General features: G+C 66.2%; 18 protein-coding genes and 1 riboswitch. Of the genes, 12 read left to right on the top strand and 6 right to left on the bottom strand.

The genetic code is table 11. The features are described from left to right. Positions 1–27: 27 nt before the first annotated feature. Complete coding sequence (locus tag CAG31_RS18205) at positions 28–297, top strand: hypothetical protein (RefSeq protein ID WP_085583656.1); 270 nt, start codon at positions 28–30, stop codon at positions 295–297. 12 nt (positions 298–309) lie between these two features. Continuing rightward, positions 310–915, top strand: coding sequence for a glutathione S-transferase (locus CAG31_RS18200; protein WP_085583654.1), 606 nt, complete (start codon positions 310–312; stop codon positions 913–915). Here CAG31_RS18200 and CAG31_RS18195 read toward each other — a convergent pair whose 3' ends face one another. Then, complete coding sequence (locus CAG31_RS18195) at positions 916–1,803, bottom strand: LysR family transcriptional regulator (protein ID WP_085583652.1); 888 nt, start codon at positions 1,801–1,803, stop codon at positions 916–918. A gap of 93 nt (positions 1,804–1,896) precedes the next feature. On the opposite strand from CAG31_RS18195, the gene CAG31_RS18190 reads away from it, so the two are divergent. From CAG31_RS18190 to CAG31_RS18180, 3 genes are all read left to right on the top strand, one after another. Next, positions 1,897–3,084: an MFS transporter gene (locus CAG31_RS18190; protein ID WP_085583972.1), complete on the top strand. Its 1,188-nt coding sequence runs from the start codon at positions 1,897–1,899 to the stop codon at positions 3,082–3,084. Continuing rightward, on the top strand, positions 3,084–4,112 hold the full coding sequence (locus CAG31_RS18185) for an AbrB family transcriptional regulator (protein WP_085583650.1): 1,029 nt from the start codon (positions 3,084–3,086) through the stop codon (positions 4,110–4,112). The genes CAG31_RS18190 and CAG31_RS18185 overlap by 1 nt, the downstream gene beginning before the upstream one ends. A gap of 51 nt (positions 4,113–4,163) precedes the next feature. After that, a riboswitch (Fluoride riboswitch) is annotated at positions 4,164–4,232 on the top strand. A gap of 80 nt (positions 4,233–4,312) precedes the next feature. Further along, entirely contained in the window at positions 4,313–5,563 is a 1,251-nt protein-coding gene (locus CAG31_RS18180) for a voltage-gated chloride channel family protein (RefSeq protein WP_085583648.1), read from the top strand. A gap of 14 nt (positions 5,564–5,577) precedes the next feature. On the opposite strand, the gene CAG31_RS18175 is transcribed toward CAG31_RS18180, so the two are convergent. The 4 genes from CAG31_RS18175 to CAG31_RS18160 all read right to left on the bottom strand — a co-directional run bounded on the left by CAG31_RS18175 (position 5,578) and on the right by CAG31_RS18160 (position 10,895). After that, a complete protein-coding gene (locus CAG31_RS18175; RefSeq protein WP_085583646.1) occupies positions 5,578–7,554 on the bottom strand; it encodes a caspase family protein in 1,977 nt (658 codons plus the stop codon). After that, a complete protein-coding gene (locus tag CAG31_RS18170) occupies positions 7,547–8,323 on the bottom strand; it encodes a DUF2182 domain-containing protein (protein WP_085583644.1) in 777 nt (258 codons plus the stop codon). The genes CAG31_RS18175 and CAG31_RS18170 overlap by 8 nt, the downstream gene beginning before the upstream one ends. 11 nt (positions 8,324–8,334) lie before the next feature. Further along, on the bottom strand, positions 8,335–9,801 hold the full coding sequence (locus CAG31_RS18165; RefSeq protein ID WP_085583641.1) for a tyrosinase family protein: 1,467 nt from the start codon (positions 9,799–9,801) through the stop codon (positions 8,335–8,337). A gap of 458 nt (positions 9,802–10,259) precedes the next feature. Beyond that, positions 10,260–10,895 carry a TetR family transcriptional regulator gene (locus CAG31_RS18160; protein ID WP_085583639.1) on the bottom strand — a complete coding sequence of 212 codons (636 nt, stop codon included), beginning with the start codon at positions 10,893–10,895 and terminating at the stop codon, positions 10,260–10,262. A 138-nt stretch (positions 10,896–11,033) separates the two neighbouring features. Here CAG31_RS18160 and CAG31_RS18155 point away from each other — a divergent pair, with 138 nt between their 5' ends. Continuing rightward, positions 11,034–11,690 (top strand): O-methyltransferase, encoded by a 657-nt coding sequence (locus CAG31_RS18155; RefSeq protein ID WP_085583637.1) that lies wholly within the window; start codon positions 11,034–11,036, stop codon positions 11,688–11,690. Between the two features lie 13 nt (positions 11,691–11,703). On the opposite strand, the gene CAG31_RS18150 is transcribed toward CAG31_RS18155, so the two are convergent. After that, positions 11,704–12,597, bottom strand: coding sequence for a LysR substrate-binding domain-containing protein (locus tag CAG31_RS18150; protein ID WP_085583635.1), 894 nt, complete (start codon positions 12,595–12,597; stop codon positions 11,704–11,706). Between the two features lie 144 nt (positions 12,598–12,741). On the opposite strand from CAG31_RS18150, the gene CAG31_RS18145 reads away from it, so the two are divergent. From CAG31_RS18145 to CAG31_RS28470, 6 genes are all read left to right on the top strand, one after another. Then, positions 12,742–13,935, top strand: coding sequence for a M20 aminoacylase family protein (locus tag CAG31_RS18145; RefSeq protein ID WP_085583633.1), 1,194 nt, complete (start codon positions 12,742–12,744; stop codon positions 13,933–13,935). Positions 13,936–14,036: 101 nt separating this feature from the next. After that, positions 14,037–14,810: an ABC transporter substrate-binding protein gene (locus tag CAG31_RS18140; RefSeq protein ID WP_085583631.1), complete on the top strand. Its 774-nt coding sequence runs from the start codon at positions 14,037–14,039 to the stop codon at positions 14,808–14,810. Between the two features lie 356 nt (positions 14,811–15,166). Continuing rightward, on the top strand, positions 15,167–15,895 hold the full coding sequence (locus CAG31_RS18135; RefSeq protein ID WP_085583629.1) for an ABC transporter permease: 729 nt from the start codon (positions 15,167–15,169) through the stop codon (positions 15,893–15,895). Beyond that, the gene (locus CAG31_RS18130; protein WP_085583627.1) at positions 15,892–16,602 is read left to right on the top strand and encodes an ABC transporter permease; all 711 of its coding nucleotides are present in this window, start codon (positions 15,892–15,894) and stop codon (positions 16,600–16,602) included. The genes CAG31_RS18135 and CAG31_RS18130 overlap by 4 nt, the downstream gene beginning before the upstream one ends. Before the next feature lie 15 nt (positions 16,603–16,617). Further along, positions 16,618–17,382, top strand: a complete 765-nt coding sequence (locus CAG31_RS18125; RefSeq protein ID WP_085583625.1) for an ABC transporter ATP-binding protein — start codon at positions 16,618–16,620, stop codon at positions 17,380–17,382. A 186-nt stretch (positions 17,383–17,568) separates the two neighbouring features. Further along, a partial coding sequence (locus CAG31_RS28470) for a hypothetical protein (RefSeq protein WP_170930399.1) occupies positions 17,569–17,688 on the top strand: 120 nt, incomplete at its 3' end.

The raw sequence follows: 17,688 nt of genomic DNA, 5'->3' as shown, positions 1-17,688 counted from the left end.
CCATCAGCCCTAAGGAGGCACAACGCTATGGAACGGCAATGGCTTCAGGTCGCACTGGCCAAATCTCAACTGCTGTCGGTGCAGGCCGACCGGGCGCTGTACACCCAGGCGGTCAGCGGCACGCACTGGATCAGCGCCGACGGCGTCGATTACCTGATCGGCCCCGGCGAACAATTGAAGCTCTCGGCCGGGCTTGCCCTGATCGACGGCGAGGGGCTGTTGCAGCTGCGTTCGGCGGGGCGCCGGATCCATGGGCGCCCTTGGCGTTCGCGGCTACTGAAAATCAATGTCTACTAGGGAGCGAACGCCATGAAACTGATAGGGATGCTGGACTCGCCTTACGTGCGGCGGGTGGCGATCAGCCTGGACCTGCTGGGGGTGCCGTTCGAACATGAGCCGCTGTCGGTGTTCCGCACCTTCGAGACGTTTTCCGCGGTCAACCCGGTGGTCAAGGCACCGACACTGCTGCTGGACGACGGCACCGTGCTGATGGATTCGACGCTGATCATCGAGTACGGCAGATCCCTCGTGGCGCCGGCCTTCCGGTGCCTGCCGCAGAACCCGCAGGCGCTGGTGGAAGTGCTGAGCACGTTGGGGCTGGCGCTGGCGGCCTGCGAGAAGGCCGTCCAGCGGGTGTACGAGGACAATCTGCGGCCGGCCGAAAAGCGCCATCAGCCGTGGGTGGAGCGCGTCACCCGGCAGTTGCTCGCAGCCTGCGCGGAGCTGGATCGCCGGCTGGCGGTGCGGCCGGTGCACGAACGGCCCGATCAGGCCGCACTGACCAGCGCCGTGGCGTGGTCGTTCATCCAGTTGGTGCTGCCGGAAGTGGTGAAGGCCGCTGACTTTCCGGCCCTGAAGGCCCATGCCGAGCGCCTGGAGCAGACCGCGCTGTTCAAGCGTTACCCGATGCTCTGATCAGTTCCGGCGCAGGATCTCGACGAAGGCGCGCACCAGCGGACTGCGCTCCTCTCGGCGGGTCATCGCCAGCAGCGGCACGGTGGCGTGGGCTTCCGCCAGGGGGCGGTAGGTGACGCCGTGCCGCGCCAGGGTCTGCACGCACTGCGGCACGACGGCGACGCCCCGGCCCGCTGCCACCAGGGCGATGAGCGAGGTGATCTGCTTGCCGGTCGGCGCCCGGCGGGGCGTGAGCCCGTGGCGGCGGTACAGCGTTTCGATGCTTTCGTTGAGCCCGGAGCCGTAGTCCGTCGGGAATGCGATCAATGGGTGTTCGCTCAATTCGCTGAGCGACACCCGTTTCTGCGCGGCGAGGGGGCTGTCGCTGGCCACGGCGGCGATCAGCGGTTCCTGGCCCAGGCACGTCACTTCGATGTCCGAGCGGTCGGCCGGCGGATGCAGGCGGCCCAGGCCGACGTCCAGGCGTCCCTCGGCGATCTGCGACCACTGCGCGGTGGACGCGCCTTCCTCAACCGTCAGTTGCACCTGCGGGTGGGCCGAGCAGAAATCCCGGACGGCCTGGCTGAACAGGTCGGACAGGGCGATGGAACTGGCGAAGCCCAGGGCCAGATGGCCGACGCTGCCGGCGGCCAGCTTGTGGCCGATGGCGGCCGTGCGCTCGACCTGTTCCAGCAACGCCCGCGCGTAGGGCAGAAAGTGCCGGCCTTCGGCGGTGAGCGTGACGTTGCGCGAGCTGCGGTCGAACAGGCGAAAGCCCAGTTCCGCTTCCAGCGCCGAGATCTGCCGGGTCAATGGCGGCTGAGACAGGTGCAAGCGCGCCGCGGCGCGGCCGAAGTGCAATTCTTCGCTGACAACCAGAAAGCAACGCAGGCGGCGCAGGTCGAGCATGTTCGTCCTTGGTATCGATCGGTCGGAAATCGGTATTGGATCCTGAAGGCGGCCCATCTTATAAAAATGTTCGGTCCGTTGACGAACATTCCCATGAAGCCACGCCTGCATTGCCCGAAAATCGCCTTGTTCCTCTGCGGTTGCGCGGCGTTCCTCAACCTGTACGCCACCCAGGGGCTGCTCGATCAGCTGTCGGCCGCTTTCCGGATCTCTGCCCGGCAGGCCAGCTGGAGCATCACGGCCACCACCCTGGCCGTGGCGGTGTGCGCCCCGTTTGTAGGGCGGATGACGGCCCGTTGGCCGCAACGGCAGGTGATCGTCGTGGCCGCGCTGCTGCTGGCGCTGCCGGCGGCGATGTCGGCGTGGGCCGGCGGTTTCGGTGCTTTCCTGTTCTGGCGTTCGGTCGAGGGGCTGCTGATTCCGTTCGTGTTCGCCACCAGCGTCGCCTACATCGGCGGGCGCTGGAGCGGCGGCGCCGTCACCGAGGTCACCAGCGTGTACATCGCCGGCACGGTGCTGGGCGGCTTTCTCGGGCGTTTCCTGACCGGGCTGCTGACGGAAGTCGGCGACTGGCGCCTGGGGCTGGCCTCGCTGGCGGGCCTGAGCCTGTTGACCGGGCTGGCGATTGCCTTGTTATTGCCCGCCAATCCGAAAGCCCCGGAGCGGCCGGTCCAGGCCGCCCGGTCAAGCCTGTTTTCCGCACCGCTGCTGGGCGCCTGCGCGGTGGGGTTCTGTGTGCTGTTCGCCCAAGTGGCGATGTTCACCTACATCGGCCTGCACCTGGGAAGGGCGCCGTTTTCGCTGGGCAGCGCAGCGCTCGGATCGATCTATGCGGTGTTCCTGCTGGCGCTGGTGGTGGTGCCGCTGGCGGGACGATTAGGCAAGGGCCGGCCCCAGGTCGATCTGGTGAAAGTGGCCGCGTGCCTGGGCGTGGCGGGCACGGCCCTGACCCTGTCGCCGTCGCTGGGCTGGATCGTGGCGGGCCTGGCGTTGAGCTCCACCGCGGTGTTCCTCGCCCAGGCCGCCGCCAACGCCTTCATCACCGCCAATGCTCGGCACAACAAGGCCGCAGCCCTGGGGCTGTACCTGACCTGCTATTACCTGGGCGGCAGCCTGGGAGCCTTTGTGCCGGGCGCGGCCTGGGAGCGCTGGGGCTGGCCCGGATGCGCCGCCGTGATCGTGCTGTTCCAAGTGTTGCCGCTGCTGATCGCCCAGCGGTCCTGGAAGCCCGGCAACGCCACTCTTCAATCCCGTTTGCCCACCGATACGCCGGAGTCTTGATGAAAACACTGTTCGAATGCCTGTTGCCCATCCCGGTGGCGGCGCTGGGGGCCTGGATCGGCCACCTGACCGGGCTGCCCCTCGGCGAGCTGATCGGTGCGATCTGCACCGTCACGGCCGTGAGCAAGCTGGGCGTGCCGCTGCGCATGCCGCATCCGTTCGTGGCCGTCGTGCAGTTGCTGCTGGGGATCAGCGTCGGTTCCATCGTCACGGTCTCGATGATCGGCGAGCTGGGCGACGTAAGCATCCTGGGCGGTCTGCTCATCTGCATGAGCGTGCAGATCCTGGTCGGCTACCACTGGCTGCGGCGCGCGGAAAAATGGGGGCATGTCGAAAGCCTGCTCGGCTCCGTGCCCGGCGCCATGGCGGCGGTCATGACGGTGACGGGCGGGCAGGGAACCGATTCCGGGCGCATTGCGTTCGTGCACATCGTCCGTCTGCTGGCGTTGCTGCTGGTGGTCACGCTCATCGCCGGCGGGCACCCCGGCGGCGCGGCGCCCACGGTCGGGTCGCTGCACGATTACCTCTTGGTGCTGGCGCCGGCATCCGCGGCCGTCGTCACCGGCTACCTGCTGGAACGCCTGGACATGCCGGCGCCGTACATGCTGACCGGCCTGCTGTACACCGCCGCGTTCAACGTCGAGTTCCCCCAGGCGGCGCTGCATGTACCGGATCCGCTGGCCGTGGTCGCTCTGGTGCTGCTCGGCGGGCTGATCGGCATCCGCCTCAAGGACATCACCCTCAAGGACGTGCTGCGTTACGTGCGCGCCGGCCTTGCGGTCACCACCCTGACGTTCTGCGCCACGCTGCTGGTGGCCGCTGCGTTCAGCCAGGTGACGGGGCGGCCGTTCCTGGCGCTGTTCATGTCCTGGGTGCCCGGCGGGGTCGAGGTGATGACGGCGGCGGCCTTGCTGCTCAAGCTCGATCCGGCCTTCGTGATGCTCAACCACGTGGTGCGGATGTCGATCATCCATGCGTCGCCGGCGGTGCTGCCCAAGCGCTTGTGGCAGGAACGGCCGCAGACCTGAGGCGCCCTGGCGCAAAAAAGCCGTGGCCTCATCCCCAGGATCCGGTTAGCATCGCCCGCAGGAGATGGTGTTCCTCCTTGAACCGCCGCATCGCACGCGGCTGATGACGCCTACAGATACCTGACCAACGTCGGGGCTGTAGGCGTTCGCGTCACGTTCCCCTCCGTCGGTCAGCCCGAATCCTTTCGAGCTCATGACCCATGCCAATCCTCAATCGTTTCGAACCGTTCCGGATGCTGCCTTACCTGGCCAAGTGGCTGGCCATCGCCTCTGCCGTGGCGGTGCTGGCCGGCAGCGCGTCGGCGTTTTTCCTGCTATCGCTTGATCAGGCCACGGCTTGGCGCGAGGGCCATCCCTGGATCATCTGGCTGCTGCCGCTGGCGGGTTTCGCGGTGGGCCTGATCTATCACCGGTTCGGCAAGGCCGTCGACGCCGGCAACAACCTGATCATCGACGAGATCCACGATCCCCAACGCGTGATCCCCCTGCGCATGGTGCCGCTGGTGCTGGGCGGCACGGTGGTTTCGCACCTGTTCGGCGCCTCGGTGGGCCGTGAAGGCACGGCGGTGCAGATGGGCGGGGCGCTGGCCGATCAGCTCACGCACCTGTTCAAGCTGGATCGCGTCGACCGGCGCGTGCTGCTGATGGCCGGCATCGCCGCCGGGTTCTCGTCGGTGTTCGGCACGCCGTTGGCCGGGGCGGTGTTCGGCCTGGAGGTGCTGGCCATCGGGCGCCTGCGCTACGACGCGCTGTTTCCCTGCATCGCCGCCAGCCTGGTGGCGGACCGGGTCTGCCTGGCCTGGGGCGTGCACCACACGCCTTACGCCATCGGCGGCCTGGTGCCGGTCAGCGCCGGCAGCGTCATGGCCGTCGTCATCGCGGGCGTGGTGTTTGGCTTGGTGGGCATGCTCTTCGCCGGCGCCACCCACTGGCTCGGTGCGCTGATGAAACGGCGGATCGCCTACGCGCCGCTGCGCCCGCTGCTGGGCGGCACCGTCATCGCGCTGGCGGTGTGGGGCCTGAACGCTCAGCCCTACATCGGCCTGGGCCTCGACGGCATCGTCCGCTCGTTCCAGGAACCGATGTCGGCCTACGATTTCGCGGGCAAGCTGGCCTTCACCGTCGCCTCGCTGGGCAGCGGCTTCAAGGGCGGCGAAGTGACGCCGCTGTTCTACATCGGCGCGACCCTCGGCAACGTGCTGGGGCCGCTGCTCGGCATGCCGTTCGCCCTGATGGCGGGCATCGGCTTCGTGGCGGTGTTCGCCGGCGCCGCCAACACGCCCATCGCCACGACGCTGATGGCGATGGAACTGTTCGGCGCCGGCATCGGGCCGTTGGCGGCGGTCGGCTGCGTGACGGCGTACCTGTTTTCCGGGCATGCCGGCATCTACCGGGCGCAGCGGGTGAGCGCCAAGCATCACCGGCAGGCGGCGGATGCCGCGTTGCGCTGAGCCTTCCTCGTCGGTCAGCGCGGCGTCAGCCCCCAGGTCTGCGCGAGCTTATCGGCGGAGGCCTTGGGCAGCAGGGTCGAACCGCTGCGGCGGACTTCGGCGGCATGCTCGGCCAGGCCCTCGACGAGCGCGGCCCATTCCGGACGGGGATCCTGGACATAGTCCCAGCCGAGCCCGAGCCATGGGCATCGCCCGCCGATCCGGGCGGTGACGGCGTCCGTGGCCTGGGCGGCATAGTTGGGGAGGGCGGGTCCGCCGTCCGGGGACTGGCGCGCCTTGACCGCAGGCACCTGCACGATGAGGGCGCCGTCCGCCGCCTTCGTCACCGGCATGGCGCCCAGCAGCGCGATGTCGTAGGGCACCGCCTGGCCTCGTTTGGCGTAGAAGCACGCCATGCGCCGGATGTTGTCGAAGTCGGCGGTCGCGCGGTAGAGGTAGGCGCAGATGACGCCGAGCATCGGATCGGCGTGCTTGTCCCGGCGCAGGTCGGCGGCCAGCCGGTCGAGGCTGTCCGGCCTGAGCCGTCCGGCGGCGAAGTCGTCGATGGCCTTGAGGGCTTCCTGGTAACGCTCGGCGAAGCCTTGTTCTCCGTAGGCCTGGAAAATGTCGCCTTCGGCGTTGGGGGCGATGACGGCAAACAGCCCCTGGTAGGGAACGACCGGCGAGAACTGCCCCGGCGTCACCTCCACCAGCACCGGCAGGCCCCGGTCATCGGCGTCGATGCGAAAACTGTTGAACGGCGCAGCGGCGGCCTGGGACTCGATCGGGTGGGCGTACCACAGCTTCACTCGGTTACCCCAAGCGTATAGGTTGGCGCCGCCGGGATCCCCGATCTGCCCGAGGCGCTGGCGCAGCTCTCCGGCGGCCGCCTCGGTCTCGATCCGCTCGACCAGTGCCCGGACCTGTTGCTTCTTGCCGAGCACCCAGGTGGCGGGTTGGCGCAGTTCCACCAGGTCGCGGAGCAAGTCCTTGCTGTCATCGGGAATGGTCATGGCCTGGCTGTCGGGGACGGTCAGGTTGAAGCGCTTGAGGCCGAAATCCGCGCCGAGCACTTGGTCCCTGAACGCCGGGTCGGTGTGCACGCGCTCCAGAATGTGGTCGGCGGACTGCGGCGCTTCGGCGGCCGGTGAGGCACCCAGGGCCGCGGCATTGGTTCCGGCGGGCCAGGGCTGAAGGTCGCCGGGCACCTGCAGCGGTTCGGCGGTGTCGTAGAGCACCGCCGATTCGACGTCGACCTGGCATTGCGGATTGAGCCTGAGGTGGTATTGGCTGGCGCGCTCGGTGGTTCTGGAGCGCACGCACTTGCCCAACGTGGTCGTGGTGATCACGCCTTTCTCGATGGCCGTCGGCTCCAGCCCCCACAGCGCGTCCGTTATGACGCCGGAGAACACGCATTTGCCCGGCGCCGCTGCCGCAGGGTCGAAGACCATGTAACCGAGCTGCCCGTCCTGGCAGGACGTCAGACGGTCGAATTTCGGGCTGTCGACCTGCGTCCCCTGCACGACGATTCCGCGCACGCCGTCGAGGCGCATCAGGTCCAGGCCCTGGGGCGCCTCGCGGCAGGCATCGCTGATGAGCGTGATGCGCCGGACGCCGTGCAGCAGCAGTTCGGCATAGAAAGCATTGGCCACCACCCGGTACTTCTGGCGCAGCGAATCGCTGAACAGCCATGACACCGAGTCGAAGTTCGCGTCGGTCAGCCCATGGCCGCAATAGGCCAGGATCAGCTGGTCCACCACTGCGGCGCCTGGGGGAAACAGCTCGTCGACAGCTTTTTGTACCCGCTCGCGGGTGACCGGGTTGGGGGTTGCGTCAACCGGTTCGTCGTCGACGACCCGGACGTTCGCGGCGCCGAAGCCCGCGCTCAGGGCCCACTCGCCCAGGGAGCGGGCCGCGAAGACGGCGCCGTCCAGGTACGCGAAATTCAGGGCCAGATTGTCGACGGGCACCACGGTGCTCACGCCGATTGCCAGACACGCACGCCTATCCATGGGAACGCTCCGTGTTGCGCTTGATGAGAAGCGAGAAAAGGTGGATGGATGAAGCACCGGGGTTCCAGCGCCAACGCGCAGGGCCGGGCGGGGACAGGCGTTCGGCCAGCAGGACGACGCCAGCGGCCAGCATCACTGGCAGGTGCCAGGCGCCGCTGACCAGCGGCACCAGCATCCACGCCCAGCACGACGCGATGCACCCGGCGCCATGCGTCACGCCGAAGGCCAGGCAGTCCCGGTCGGCCGCCCAGCCGAACAGGCCGATGCGCCGTCGGCGGTGGCTGCGGTTGAGCGCCGCCCGGTGCCACGGGCTCATGCTCCACAGCAACGCGATCAGCAGCGACACGATCAATGCCCCCTTGAGCGCGGCGATCTGCAGCAACAGCGCCAGGGCCAGCAGCACAGGGCCTGCCGCCATCCACAGCGCGCCGTAGCCGAGCAGAAAAACGACCGTCGCCCGTACCCGTCTGCGCGGCAGGCTGGAGCGCCACACGTGCATGAGCGGCATCGCCAGCAGGGGCGGCATCATGGCCAGCAGCATCAGGAACCATTCCTGCAGAACCCGCGGGAGCGGGTTCAACGCCAGCTCCGCCTGCAATGCCGCGGGCCAGCGCGTGAGCACCGACACCCCGTTGACGGCCGCGCAGAACGCCGGGCCCTCGCGGGTCGCCTCGCTGTAGACGCAAAGGGCCAGGCCGAGCCCCGACGTGGCCAGCAGCAGCGGCCAGGGGGCATAGGTGAAACTGCGCAGAACCGAGCCGACCCGCATGGGACCGATCCTCAAGTCACGACACCGCTACGCTTCAGGACGCTGATGCGCTCGACCGTGATCGGCTCGTCGTCGGAGACCTGTTCTCCCGGGACCAGCGTCACACGCAGGTGTTGGGGGTCGAAGTCGCCGGCGTCGGTCAGCCGCTGGGCCAGGTCCGTGATGTCGATCGTGTAGCCCAGGCCGCCACCCGCATGGGGGCCGTCGTCCTGCGAGGCAACGTTGAGCCCGAACAGCGTCAGGCTGCCGGCCTGCCGTTCGGGGTGCTGCGCCGGGTCGGCGTCCGGCGGCAGGTTGACGTAGACATGCAGGAGCGGAGACGGCGCCGAACCGCGCACGGAATCCAGCGCCAGGTAGAGCCGGGTCACTTCCTGGCCTGTGGCCGTTGCGCCCATGGTGGCCATGCCTTTGGCGGTGGCGGTCGGTTCCAGGTCGATGCGGGTCTGCACCGGCGCACCGCCGACCTTGACGACGTCGGCGTTGGCGCCGATCGGCTGGACCTTCTGTGTTGTGGGCGAACCCATGTTGACCCGTGCCACTGCCTGGACTCCTGGCTTCACGCCTGTGCCGATGCTCAGATCATCGTAGGTCCGGTGATATTTGCCACCCTTGAGGGTGTCTTTGCCGCTGAACGTCACACCCGGCGCGTTATCGCCGGGCACCGGCATGATGAACCGGCGGTTCGCCGGGCCGTTGAGCCAGCGTGGGTCACGCACCATCGTCTTGCCCGGCGTGTTCATCCACGCTTCCCAGAGTCGGTCGATGTTGCAGTGGTGCAGCCAGAATATCGGGTCGAGCCCGGCCAGCAGGGCGTTGCCCATGTAGCCGCCGACCAGACCGTGGACGGTGTTGTGCGGGTTGCTTTCCAGGTCGCCGGTCATGGCCTCGAACTGCACGAAATCATCGGAGATCCCGCCGCCGAACCCCAGGGATCCGTCGTTGCCCACCAGGAAATCGTTCTCCTCCATCGCGGCAAGGCTCAGCCAGGGGCTGGCCTGGATCGCCGTGATCCCGTTGCGGCGCGGGTACTTCCTCAGCGGGTTGGGCTTGCCGTTGGGCAGCGTCTTGGCCACGAAGGCGTCCGGCAGGTTCAGCGCTTTCGGGTTGCTGCTGTCGAGGTAGTTCCAGTAGGGAAGCGCCCAGTCGTCGCCGGTCAGCTGTTTCACTTTGGCGGCGACGATGGACTCGAACGCGTACAGGTAGGCCCGGTGCCAGGACAGGAAATACCAGCTGCCGTGCTGGCACTGGTTGCCGAAGGTGTTGTTGGTCAGATCCGTCGGGATCGGGGCGTTCGCTTTGATGAGGTGCTCGTTTCTCCATAACTGGGGATGAAAGCCATGCATGGCGCCCAGGAACTTCCAGCTGTTGCGATCCTGGATGGGCAGTTCGTCCATCGCTTGCATCGCAAGGGCGTAGTTCAGCAAGTCCTTGTTCCATCCAGAGCCGAGTTTTGCGACATCCTGGCGTACGGCGGCCATGGTGTTTCCCTCCGTTCCTGTGGGTGATGCCGGCCGGACGCGGGTGCGCGCCGGCCGGCGGGGTTGCTCTGTTTTCAGCGATAAAGGGGAGACAGAGCGAGCCTTCAAGGGGAGGGTCGCCGAGGGGTTCGTAGGCAGGCACTGCAGACAGGTACTGTCCGGGTGCGGGCATGACTCCCTCCTTGGGGAACGCCCGCACGGACGCGCTTGCGTCGTCAGGCGTAGGGCTCTCTGCCAATCAGCGTTGCGGTGCCCGGACAGCGGAACCGGAGGCCATGCGCTTCAAGGCCAATGGCCATTAGCGCAGCATTGGGGAGCATAGTCGCCGCGGCCTTGCGCGCAAGGTGATTGGGCGGCCAGTTCGCACCGGCGGTCTGGTTTCTAATGGCCGGCGCGATGGTCGATAACCGATGGCTACAAGGGCTATGCCGAAATGGCAGTGTTCGGCTCCCTGCCGCTCAGGCCGGCGCCCTGAGCAGCCCGACATAAGCGCAAAACATGTCCGCCATGCCGTCGGCGCACACGCTGATGTCCGCCTCGCTGCGCGGGGTGCCGGAAAAGTCCTTGCCCACCGAACTCAACGTCCTGAGCATCAGGTCGCAGGCCTGGGCGCGGACGTCCTCTGCGGCGTCGGGCAGCAGCTCCAGCATGAAGGCGTCGAAGATCCGTTTGCCGGCCGCGCGCACTTCCTGAGCCTCGGGGGCGTCGCGGTAGAGCGGGGCGGCGTCGTTCAGGGCGCCGCGCATCTGCGCTTCCTCGCATTCCGAACGGATGAACGCATGCACCAAGGCGCGCAGGCGCTCCAGCGGCGGCTGCGCCTGGCTTTCCAGGATCCGCTGCAGCATCTGAGTGGTCTGCTGCCACTCGTCGCTCTGCAGGCGGAACAGGATCGCCGCCTTGTTGGGAAAGTACTGGTACAGCGAGCCGATGCTCACGCCGGCCTTTTCCGCCACCCGTGCGGTGGTGAAGCGGGCGGCGCCTTCCTTGGCCAAAACCTGAACAGCCGCCTCCAGGATGGCGCCCACAAGCTCAGTGGAGCGCACCTGCTGCGGCTGTTTGCGTGAGGAAATACGGGCGGTCTGGCGGTTTGTCATGAGAGCCCCAACGGTGGGTGGAGAACGCGAATAGCGGCGGGCGCGAATCGCTCGCATCATTTGAATGCGATGAATCACTCGCGTTTGGTTCGCAACTCTAGCGTCGAACCCACACAAAGCAACCGACGGAAAGCAATCATGACGACCCTGACCTCTGCGCCATTGGCGCCCCTGATCGAACGCCTCTACACCCAGGCCAGCACCGCCACCAGCCCGGTGCTGGAGACGTTGTCGCGCGATGAGCGCGAGCGCCTGATGCACAGCAAGACCGAGTACCGCCAGCTCTACGCCATGCTCAAGGACCTGTGGCTGCCGGTGTCCCGCGACACCGGCAAGCTGCTGTACATGCTCGCCCGCAGCACGAAGGCCAAAGCCATCGTCGAGTTCGGCACCTCGTTCGGGCTGTCCACCCTGCACCTGGCGGCGGCCCTGCGGGACAACGGCGGCGGTGTGCTGATCGGCAGCGAATTCGAGCCGTCGAAGATCGCTTTGGCGCGGCATCACTTCGAGGAAGGCGGCGTCAGCGACCTGGTGGAGATCCGCGAAGGCGATGCGCTGGTCACCCTGGCGAGCAACCTGCCCGGATCGGTCGACCTGCTGCTGCTCGACGGCGCCAAGGCGCTGTACGGTGACGTGCTGGGCCTGGTGGAGAAACACCTGCGGCCAGGCGCGCTGGTGGTGGCGGACAACACCGATTACTGCCCCGAGTTCGTGGCCCACGTGCGCTCGCCGCAGAACGGTTACGTTTCGGTGCCGTTTGCCGATGACATCGAGGTGTCGATGCGCTTGGCCTGAAGAGGGGCCGCCCTCAACGGTGTTTGACGACGGCCCGCAAACACTCCATGAAACGCTGGGCCACCGGTGTGAGCAGGGTGCCCTTGCGCAGGATGATGCTCATCTCCAGCGCCGGCAGTTTCTGCTCCAGCGGAATCCGCTGCAGCCCGAAGCTGGCGATGCTGTCGGCCAGCAGCCGCGAGAACAGCACCAGGGAATCCGTGCCGGTGACCAGGCCCAGCGCGATGGCGAACGATGAGCAATGGACGATGCTCCGGGGCAGGGGCAGCCCGGCGTGGCCGAACATGGTCTCCATCACGCTGTGCTGGAAACCGCCGGACGGCACCGTGCTCAGCCATTGCGCGTCGGTCAGTTCGCGCAGGTGGCGCGCGTTCGCCAACGGGTGCCCGGCCCGCGCCATCACGACGAAGTCGGTCGAGAACAGCGGCAGGCTGATCAGGTCGTCCCCGAGCATGTCGGGCAGTTCGTGGGAGACCACGAAATCCAGCGAGCCGTCGCGCAGGTGCTGGGCCGCGAGCGGGAACTTGACCTCCATGAACGTCATTTCGGCATCGGGGGCCGTCTTCTGGAATTGCTCCAGGGCCTTGGGCAGCAGGCTCAGCGCGATGGTGGAGGTGGCGCTGACCGTGACCTTGCCGCGCATGTTGTGGGTGATCTGGTCGAGCTCTTCCCGGGCCCGCCGCACATCCTCAAGGATCTGGTGCGCGCGGATCTGCAACGCCTTGCCGCATTCGGTCAGCGTGATGCCCTGCACGTTGCGGGTCATCAGGACCACGCCCAGGTCGCTTTCCAGTTCCTGCACGCTGCGGGTGACGGCGGGCTGCGTCAGGTTCAGGCAGCGGGCGGCGGCGCGCAGGCTCTTTTCTTCGGCGACGGTCACGAACACCTGGAGTTGGTTGATCTTCATGGGCACTGCCTTCCACGGGTTTCTGGTGATAAATAAAGCTGATCATTGGCAAAAAAATTACATCTTCTCAGCGCACCCGGCAATCTCTACTGTGGCTTCACACCCCCGTCAGACGGGGGGAATCACAAAGAGAAGCCAAGCGATATGGACACTACCCGACGTTATTGCGAGGTCGCCGACCTTGCCGAATCGACCGACGATCTGCGTGCGATACGCCATCACCTGCATCAGCACCCCGAGCTGGCCTATGAGGAATTGGAGACGGCCGGGCTGGTGGCCAAGAAGCTGGAGGCGTGGGGCTACGCCGTGACCACCGGCGTCGGGAGAACCGGCGTGGTCGGTACGCTGAAGGTCGGCGACGGCCCGCGCAGCATCGGCATCCGCGCCGACATGGACGCCTTGCCGATCCTGGAGCAGACCGGCTTGCCCTACGCCAGCCGGCATCACGGCAAGATGCACGCCTGCGGCCATGACGGCCACACCACCATGCTGTTGGGCGCCGCCCGTCACCTGGCGCAGACGCGCAACTTCTCCGGCACCGTGCACCTGTACTTCCAGCCGGCCGAGGAACACGGCATCGACAGCGGCGCGCTGAGCATGATCAAGGACGGCCTGTTCGAGCGTTTTCCCTGCGATGCGGTGTTCGGCCTGCACAACCATCCGGGCGCGCCGGCCGGCACCATGCTTTTCCGTCGCGGGCCGCTGCAGGCGGCGGGCGACAACGTCTACATCACCGTCAAGGGCAACGGCGGCCATGCGGCGCGGCCCCATCTGACGGTGGATCCGGTGGTGGTGGCCTCCAGCATCGTGATGGCGTTGCAGACCGTCGTGGCGCGCAACGTCGAGCCCACCCAACCTGCGGTGGTGACGGTCGGCGTATTGCAGGCCGGCACCGCCAACAACGTCATCCCCGGCACCGCCCGGCTTGAGTTGAGCGTGCGTTCGTTCAGCGCCCAGGTGCGTGCCTTGCTCAAGTCGCGCATCACCGAACTGGTGCAGCAGCAGGCCGCCAGCTACGGCGCCGAAGTCGAGATCGACTACCGCATGGGCTATCCGGTGGTGATCAACAGCGACCGCGAAACCGACTTCGCGATTGAGGTGGCGCAAGAGCTGCTCGGCACCGACCGGGTCGTGCCGCACACCGACCTGCTGATGGGCAGCGAAGACTTCGCCTACATGCTCCAGGCCCGTCCTGGCTGCTTCCTGCGCCTGGGCAACGGCGTCGGCGCGGACGGCTGCATGGTGCACAACCCCGGTTACGACTTCAACGACAGCAACCTGCCGGTCGGGGCCGCCTATTGGGCGCGCCTGGTCGAGCGGTTTCTGGCGCAGCCCTGACCTGATGCTTCCCCCGACCAGCCTCTGACAATGAGTCCAACTACCCAGGCTGGCCTTACCTCAAAGCACGGCTTTGAACGAATGTGTCCTCGGAGACCGACATGAACAAAATCATCCTCTCGCTCGTCCTGTTCCTGGCTGCCGGCGGCGTCCACGCCAAAGACTGGACCGTCATCCGCTTCGGCGTCGATCCCAGCTATGCGCCGTTCGAATCGAAGGCGCCCGACGGCACGCTGGTGGGCTTCGACATCGACATCGGCAACGCCATCTGCGAGCAGCTCAAGGCTAAGTGCGTGTGGGTCGAAAGCCCTTGGGACAGTGTGATTCCGGGGCTCAAGGCAAAAAAGTTCGACGGCATCCTGTCGTCGATGAGCGTGACCGAGAAGCGCCTTCAGCAGATCGACTTCTCGGACAAGATCTACCACACCCCGTCCAGCCTGGTGGCCCGCAAAGGCTCGGACATCAAGCCTGCGATCGAGTCGCTCAAAGGCAAGCACATCGGCGTGGAGATGGGCTCGACCCAGGAAGCCTACGCCAAGGCCCACTGGGCGCCGAACGGTGTCGACGTGTTGTCCTACCAGAATCAGGACCTGGTGTATCAGGATCTGCTCTCGGGGCGACTGGATGCCGCGCTGCAAGACACGGTGCAGTCGGACATGGGGTTCCTCAAAACCGATCGAGGCCATGACTTCGGCTTCGCCGGCGAGGCGGTGCATGACACCCAGACCCTGGGCGTCGGCGCGTCCATCGGCCTGCGCAAGGATGACACCGAGCTGAAGCAGGCCATCAACGCCGCCCTGGCCGAGATCCGCCGCAACGGCACCTACGAGAAGATCCGGGCGAAGTACTTCGACTTCGATATCGACAACGGCTGATCCGACGGAAGACGGGTCGCGAGCGGGCCTGTCGGGGAGGGTGCCTTGCACGGTTCCCGACAGGATGACGAACAAACCGACCAAATGCTTAAGCCTGTCTGTACAAGTAAATATAGGTGCATTAGAGTCGGCCGCACACCTCGACACACGGATCGGTTCGAGACCCGGGTCGGGGTGTCTGCGTGTCATCGCCTCATCTGCGTTCCATGAACAGTACCCGTGCGCCGCAAGCGCCCTTGTCGGTCTTCAGGAAATAACAATGAAAAAAACATTTCTGATCCTTGCTCCACTGCCTTTCCCGCAACGCTGCCCTCAAGCCCCCTGCGTGCCTGGCGCCTCTGCCCTGGAGGTGCGCGATGTTCGATGAACTGCTGCAGGTGCTGGGGCTGTCGGGCTTCAGCCTGAAAGGCTTCGGCCCGTTGCTGCTGGAAGGCGCCTGGATGACGGTCAAACTGTCCTTTCTGTGCCTGCTGGTGAGCGTGCTGCTGGGCCTGATCGGCGCCAGCGCCAAGCTGTCGCGCACGGCCCTGCTGCGCATGCCGGCGCAGGCCTACACCACGCTGATCCGCGGCGTGCCGGACCTTGTGCTGATGCTGCTGATCTTCTACAGCCTGCAGACCTGGCTGACCAACCTGACCGAAGCGATGGGCTGGGAGTACATCGAGATCGACCCGTTCAGCGCCGGGGTCATCACCCTGGGCTTCATCTACGGGGCGTACTTCACCGAAACCTTCCGCGGCGCCATCCTCGCTGTGCCCCGCGGGCAGATGGAAGCCGCCACCGCCTATGGCCTGACCCGCATGCAGCGCTTTCGCCTGGTGGTGTTCCCGCAGATGATGCGTTTCGCTCTGCCGGGCATCGGCAACAACTGGATGGTCATCCTCAAGGCCACGGCGCTGGTGTCGATCATCGGCCTGGCCGACCTGGTCAAGGTGGCCCAGGACGCGGGCAAGAGTTCGTATCAGCTGTTCTTCTTCCTGCTGCTGGCGGCCCTGATCTACCTGCTGGTCACCACCGTCTCCAACTATGTCTTGCGCCGGCTGGAGATCTTCTACGCCGCCGGCACCCGGGAGGCCGTACGATGATCGAGCTCCTTCAGGAATACTGGAAACCGTTCCTGTTCCACGACGGCTACCACATCACCGGCCTGGCCATGACCCTGTGGCTGCTCAGCGCCTCGATCTTCATCGGTTTCGTGCTGTCGGTGCCGCTGTCCATCGCCCGGGTCTCGTCCAATGCCCTGGTGCGTTGGCCGGTGCAGTTCTACACCTACCTGTTCCGCGGCACGCCGCTGTATATACAGTTGTTGATCTGCTACACGGGGATCTACAGCATCGCGGCGGTACGCGCCCAGCCGATGCTTGACGCGTTCTTTCGCGACGCGATGAACTGCACCATCCTGGCTTTCGCCCTGAACACCTGCGCCTACACCACGGAGATCTTCGCCGGGGCGATCCGCAGCATGAACCACGGCGAAGTCGAGGCCGCCAAGGCCTACGGCCTGCGCGGCTGGAAGCTGTATGTCTACCTGATCATTCCGTCGGCCCTGCGCCGCTCGCTGCCGTACTACAGCAATGAAGTGATCCTGATGCTGCACTCGACCACCGTGGCGTTCACCGCCACCGTGCCGGACATCCTCAAGGTCGCGCGGGACGCCAACTCGGCGACGTTCCTGACCTTCCAGTCCTTCGGCATCGCGGCCGCGATCTACCTGGCCGTCACGTTCTCGCTGGTCAGCCTGTTCCGCCTGGCGGAACGGCGCTGGTTGTCCTTCCTTGGCCCGGCCCATTAATTCAGGAGGTTTGCCATGTACAAACTGACCGTTGAAAACCTGCACAAAAGCTACGGCAACCACGAAGTCCTGAAGGGCGTTTCGCTGAGCGCCAAGACCGGCGACGTGATCAGCCTGATCGGCGCCAGCGGCTCGGGCAAGAGCACGTTCCTGCGCTGCATCAACTTCCTGGAAACGCCCAACGACGGCGCCATGAGCCTGGACAACCAGCCGATCCGCATGGTCCACGACCGACACGGCATGCGCGTGGCCGACGCCGACGAACTGCAACGCCTGCGCACGCGTTTGGCGATGGTGTTCCAGCACTTCAATCTGTGGAGCCACATGACCGTGCTGGAGAACATCACCCTGGCCCCGCGCCGGGTGCTGGGCGTCAGCAAGAAGGACGCCGAGGAGCGGGCCCGGCGCTACCTGGACAAGGTCGGCCTGCCGGCGCGGGTCGCGGACCAGTACCCGGCGTTTCTCTCCGGCGGCCAGCAGCAGCGGGTCGCCATCGCCCGGGCCCTGAGCATGGAGCCGGAGATCATGCTGTTCGATGAGCCGACCTCAGCGCTGGACCCGGAACTGGTGGGCGAGGTGCTCAAGGTGATCCAAGGGCTGGCCGAAGAGGGGCGCACCATGATCATGGTCACCCACGAAATGAGCTTCGCCCGCAAGGTATCGAACCAGGTGCTGTTCCTGCATCAAGGGCGGGTGGAAGAGCAGGGCGCGCCCGAGGATGTGCTGGGCAACCCCAAGAGCGAGCGCCTGCAGCAGTTCCTCAGCGGCAACCTGAAGTAACGTTCCAGCCTTTTGAGCGGCCGTCCGGCCGCTCGTTTTCCATCGTTAGCCTATTCCTTTCACCCTAAGCGACAGGTAACGCACAGGTCGTCAAATTTCGCTTGATTGAGCCTGTATATACATGTTTGTATTTACTCCAATCCACAACAACAAAACGGCACGACTGCCGATTCAAGAGGATTCACGGTGAGCAAGCCAACCCGTTTTCGCGACGTCGAAATCCGCGCCCCCCGCGGCAACCAGCTGACCGCCAAGAGCTGGCTGACCGAAGCGCCGCTGCGCATGCTGATGAACAACCTCGACCCG

The organism is Pseudomonas sp. R25(2017) (assembly GCF_002112565.1).
In the GTDB taxonomy this organism is placed as follows: Bacteria; Pseudomonadota; Gammaproteobacteria; order Pseudomonadales; family Pseudomonadaceae; genus Aquipseudomonas; species Aquipseudomonas ekonensis.
This window is presented reverse-complemented; position numbering and strand designations above follow the sequence as displayed.

What these genes read in the sequence shown, in the direction of transcription:
- CAG31_RS18205 (WP_085583656.1), top strand. Translation starts at nt 28, where the DNA reads ATGGAACGGCAATGGCTTCAGGTCGCACTGGCCAAATCTCAACTGCTG.
- CAG31_RS18200 (WP_085583654.1), top strand. Translation starts at nt 310, where the DNA reads ATGAAACTGATAGGGATGCTGGACTCGCCTTACGTGCGGCGGGTGGCG.
- CAG31_RS18195 (WP_085583652.1), bottom strand. Translation starts at nt 1,803, where the DNA reads ATGCTCGACCTGCGCCGCCTGCGTTGCTTTCTGGTTGTCAGCGAAGAA.
- CAG31_RS18190 (WP_085583972.1), top strand. Translation starts at nt 1,897, where the DNA reads ATGAAGCCACGCCTGCATTGCCCGAAAATCGCCTTGTTCCTCTGCGGT.
- CAG31_RS18185 (WP_085583650.1), top strand. Translation starts at nt 3,084, where the DNA reads ATGAAAACACTGTTCGAATGCCTGTTGCCCATCCCGGTGGCGGCGCTG.
- CAG31_RS18180 (WP_085583648.1), top strand. Translation starts at nt 4,313, where the DNA reads ATGCCAATCCTCAATCGTTTCGAACCGTTCCGGATGCTGCCTTACCTG.
- CAG31_RS18175 (WP_085583646.1), bottom strand. Translation starts at nt 7,554, where the DNA reads ATGGATAGGCGTGCGTGTCTGGCAATCGGCGTGAGCACCGTGGTGCCC.
- CAG31_RS18170 (WP_085583644.1), bottom strand. Translation starts at nt 8,323, where the DNA reads ATGCGGGTCGGCTCGGTTCTGCGCAGTTTCACCTATGCCCCCTGGCCG.
- CAG31_RS18165 (WP_085583641.1), bottom strand. Translation starts at nt 9,801, where the DNA reads ATGGCCGCCGTACGCCAGGATGTCGCAAAACTCGGCTCTGGATGGAAC.
- CAG31_RS18160 (WP_085583639.1), bottom strand. Translation starts at nt 10,895, where the DNA reads ATGACAAACCGCCAGACCGCCCGTATTTCCTCACGCAAACAGCCGCAG.
- CAG31_RS18155 (WP_085583637.1), top strand. Translation starts at nt 11,034, where the DNA reads ATGACGACCCTGACCTCTGCGCCATTGGCGCCCCTGATCGAACGCCTC.
- CAG31_RS18150 (WP_085583635.1), bottom strand. Translation starts at nt 12,597, where the DNA reads ATGAAGATCAACCAACTCCAGGTGTTCGTGACCGTCGCCGAAGAAAAG.
- CAG31_RS18145 (WP_085583633.1), top strand. Translation starts at nt 12,742, where the DNA reads ATGGACACTACCCGACGTTATTGCGAGGTCGCCGACCTTGCCGAATCG.
- CAG31_RS18140 (WP_085583631.1), top strand. Translation starts at nt 14,037, where the DNA reads ATGAACAAAATCATCCTCTCGCTCGTCCTGTTCCTGGCTGCCGGCGGC.
- CAG31_RS18135 (WP_085583629.1), top strand. Translation starts at nt 15,167, where the DNA reads ATGTTCGATGAACTGCTGCAGGTGCTGGGGCTGTCGGGCTTCAGCCTG.
- CAG31_RS18130 (WP_085583627.1), top strand. Translation starts at nt 15,892, where the DNA reads ATGATCGAGCTCCTTCAGGAATACTGGAAACCGTTCCTGTTCCACGAC.
- CAG31_RS18125 (WP_085583625.1), top strand. Translation starts at nt 16,618, where the DNA reads ATGTACAAACTGACCGTTGAAAACCTGCACAAAAGCTACGGCAACCAC.